This window comes from Henriciella sp., assembly GCF_049649345.1.
In the GTDB taxonomy this organism is placed as follows: Bacteria; Pseudomonadota; Alphaproteobacteria; order Caulobacterales; family Hyphomonadaceae; genus Henriciella.
In genome coordinates, this window is the sequence record NZ_JBARZC010000552.1 from 1 (window position 1) to 3,551 (window position 3,551).

A 3,551-nucleotide genomic window follows, 5' to 3' on the forward strand; every position below is an offset into this window, starting at 1 on the left:
CAGCAGGACACTGCCAATCACTGGAATGCGAAGCGACAGCGCGCTGAGGAGCCGTTTGCCAGACCGGCTGCGCGCCCACACCATTATGAGCAGGACAAGGAGCAAAAGCCCGAGCGAGCCGACCAGCCAGTATTGCTGCAGGAATTCCGATGCGCCGATCAGCGCCTTGGCGCTGGCTGGCGTATTCTCTCTATTGGCCTGCAGCACAGGTTTCAGCGCCGGCGCCACCACCAGAAGGATCAGAATGACGGACGCAAATGCCGTCACAAACAGGATTGCCGGATATATAAGAGCGCTTCTGAGAGAATTGCCGAGCCGGATCTGGTTCTCGATCGAGGTTGAAATCCGCTCCAGCACAGGCGCAAGAGAGCCGCCTGCCTCGCCAGCCCGCACAAGACCGATGACATAGTCCGGCGGCACGCGCGGCTGTTCGGCCAGCGCATCGGCGAGCGTCTTGCCCGACATCACGCTGTCGCGCACGCCTTCTGCAAAGGCGGCGACCAGCTTGTCGGAGGGGTCATCTGAAATGAGCTGCAGCGCCTCATCGATCGGCAGGCCACCTGCGCTCATCGTGGCGAGGTTGCGCGAGAAGCCTGCCAGCGTCTTGGATGGCAGCCGTTTGCCCTTTTCATTGGCAGCCTTCGCCGCACGGCCGGCCTTTGCCGGCGCAATCTCAAACGGCGTCAATCCGTCGCGCATTAGATTGCGGACCGCTTCGGCCTCGTCTGCGGCGGAGATTTCATCGCTGACCATACGGCCATTTGAGGTATAGGCGCGATAGCGAAAACTCATCATAACCTCGAGGATCCGATAACCGCGAAGACCTCCTCAAGTGAGGTCTTGCCCATGGCTGCAAGCTGTACCCCCGCTTCGAACAGCGGGACCATGCCTTCGGAGACGGCGATCTGGCGCAGCTCCGGCTCGTTCGCTTTTTTCAGCATCGCTATCTGGATCGCCTCGCTGACGGGCATGACTTCGGCCACACTGGTGCGGCCCTTATAGCCGGTATGGCGGCATTCGGCGCAGCCGACAGGCTTGCGCCAGTCATGATGCGCGCCGTGGCCGACAATGTCTGCGAGCCGTTCGGACAGCGCGGCGGGCGGCTGGGCCGGCTCTGAACATTTGGGGCAGAGCAATCGCAGGAGGCGCTGGCCGGCAATCGCATTGACGGTCGTTGCGACGAGATAATCCTCAACGCCCATTTCAATCAGGCGCGTAATCGTCGCCGCGGCGCTGTTTGTGTGGACCGTCGAGAGCACGGTGTGACCTGTCAGTGAGGCCTCGATCGCAATCGAGGCGGTCTCAAGGTCGCGAATCTCACCGATCATCAGAACGTTCGGGTCATGACGCAGGACAGAGCGCAATGTCTTGGCAAAGGTAAGCCCGATATCCGGCTTCACCTGGACCTGTGAGACACCCGCAATCTCATATTCGACAGGGTCTTCAACGGAAATGAATTTCAGCTCCGGGCTCATAAGATGGCGCAGCGAAGCATAGAGCGTCGTTGTCTTGCCCGAGCCGGTCGGGCCGGTGACCAGGGTAATGCCGTGTGGCTGAGTGATCGCCTTTTCCACACGCCCGCGCGCGCCGATCGACAGGCCGAGTTTTTCGAGCGTCAGCGCGGCGGCCGACTGGTCGAGAATACGCATCACGACCGTCTCGCCATAGAGGCTTGGCAGGGTCGCGATCCGCAGATCGATCTCGCGGCCCTGGACGGCTGTGCGGATACGCCCATCCTGCGGCAGGCGGCGCTCTGCGATGTTGAGCTTGGCGAGGATCTTGATGCGCGAGACCACCGCTTCGGCAGAGCCTGCAAGCGGCCGGTCAATCGGGATCAGGACGCCATCGATCCGGAAGCGGACGCGCAGGCCTTCGCGCTCGGGCTCGATATGAATGTCGGACGCTTTGGCTTCGACCGCGGATGTCAGAAGGTCATCGACCCAACGCACCACAGGCGCACCGCGCGCAAGGTCGAACAAGCGTTCCAGATCGCCCGCCGACATGTCTTCGGTTGTCGCAAACTCCTGAGGCTCGACTTCCTCTTCCTGCGGCTTGAGGCCGGTCAGCCAGTCGCGCAATTCGCCGCGCAGGGCGACGGCGCGGTTAACCGTGCGACCGGTCTTGAAGGCGACGAGATTGATCAGCTCCTCATCGAGCGGATCGGCCATCAGAAGCGTCAGTGTGCCATTTTCATCCTCGACCGGGGCGAGGCCATTTTCAATATAATAATCGGTCCGGAGGCCCGGCAGATCCGCAATCGTCTCCGGGAAATCGGCGCGTCTCAGATACGGAATGTCGAGCACGTCGCAGAGCCCCTGGGCGACCCGGTCTTCCGGGCAAAGGCCGAGCTTGACCAGCACGGACGGCAAGCTCTCACCGGCCTTTTTCGCCGACACGGTCGCGCGCGAAAGGCGCGGCTCGGTCAGGTCGCCTGCCGCAATTAGCCAGGCGCCAAGATGATATTCAGGTGTGTCCTGGAGCGGCGCGACATTGTCGGCCCGTCCAGGCGCTTGCGATGACGATCCACGCATTACTTGTTCCCCAATCTGGCCGTCTGGGCGTCCCTCCAGCCAGCCTTACAAGATGTATGCCGCGCTGATCATTCCCCATACATTACAAAAGCGCAAGGTTTTTGATTGACAGATTGTAACTTCCCGTCGAATATTAGCGAACTGGTAACCGTCAGGCTCAGGGGGAGCTTGAAGCGAATGCCATGGGGACGTTAAATTGAAGAAATCTGTGCGCCTGTCAAAGGGGCGTCAGGCGAAGCGATCGCGCTTCTCCGAGGACGCCAAGGAATTCCTGTCCTGGTGGGGCAAGACCCTTGTCAGCATACTGCCAAGCGGCCTTGTGAACGCCTATTCAACGCGCCGCCAGTCGATCTATGTCTGGCGCGAAGACGACGGATTCTCGGCCGGACGGCCTGACAAGCGTGATCTCGGGAATATCGGCGAAAAGCCGAGCCTTCGCCGCCGCGTTGCCGCGTCCGACCCCGTGCTGCTTCTGCAGCCCGGCGATGTGCTGATTCGCAAGCGCCAGCTTCCTGTGTCTTCGCTGAACCGGCTGAGCCATGCCATGCGCCTGCAGCTCGCCGCTGACACCCCCTTCAATCTCGACGAGATCTACACCTCTGTGCGCACCGTCGGCACGCCGGACAGCGACGGAAATATCACCGTCGAACAGGCCATCGTCAAACGCGACGTGGCCGATGCGCTGGTGGAGGAACTTTCGGCCCTCGAAATCGATCTGGCCGGCGCCGACCTCGCAAATGCGGACGGGTTGCCCTCCGGCTTCAACCTTCTGCCGGATGACAAGTGCGCGCGCCAGGGCGCATTTCTGCCAACTATCAACCGCGTGTTGAGCTTTGCTGCGATCGCGCTCGCCGTGGCGCTTGGCACCTCCTACTATATCGACCTGTCGCGCCAGGCTGTGTCGCTCGAACAGTCTGCAGCCGCCTCAGGCCAGGTCGCCCGTGAAGTGCTTGCGCTTCAGGCCGAGGCCCAGGCCGGTGTCGCCGCCATCCAGCAGATCACCACGCAGACGGCCAATCC

At 61.7% G+C, this 3,551-nt stretch carries 3 protein-coding genes; 1 reads left to right on the plus strand and 2 read right to left on the minus strand.

What is annotated here, in order from left to right; genetic code table 11:
• Positions 1-792: type II secretion system F family protein (locus WA989_RS15270; RefSeq protein ID WP_424341338.1), on the minus strand; the 792-nt coding region annotated here is incomplete at its 3' end.
• The gene (locus tag WA989_RS15275; RefSeq protein ID WP_424341339.1) at positions 792-2,531 is read right to left on the minus strand and encodes a GspE/PulE family protein; all 1,740 of its coding nucleotides are present in this window, start codon (positions 2,529-2,531) and stop codon (positions 792-794) included. The genes WA989_RS15275 and WA989_RS15270, both read right to left, overlap by 1 nt.
• 196 nt (positions 2,532-2,727) lie before the next feature.
• Here WA989_RS15275 and WA989_RS15280 point away from each other — a divergent pair.
• A partial coding sequence (locus WA989_RS15280) for a hypothetical protein (protein WP_424341340.1) occupies positions 2,728-3,551 on the plus strand: 824 nt, incomplete at its 3' end.

Excerpts from the sequence above, each read along its gene's own strand:
- WA989_RS15275 (WP_424341339.1), bottom strand. The coding sequence starts at position 2,531 with ATGCGTGGATCGTCATCGCAAGCGCCTGGACGGGCCGACAATGTCGCG.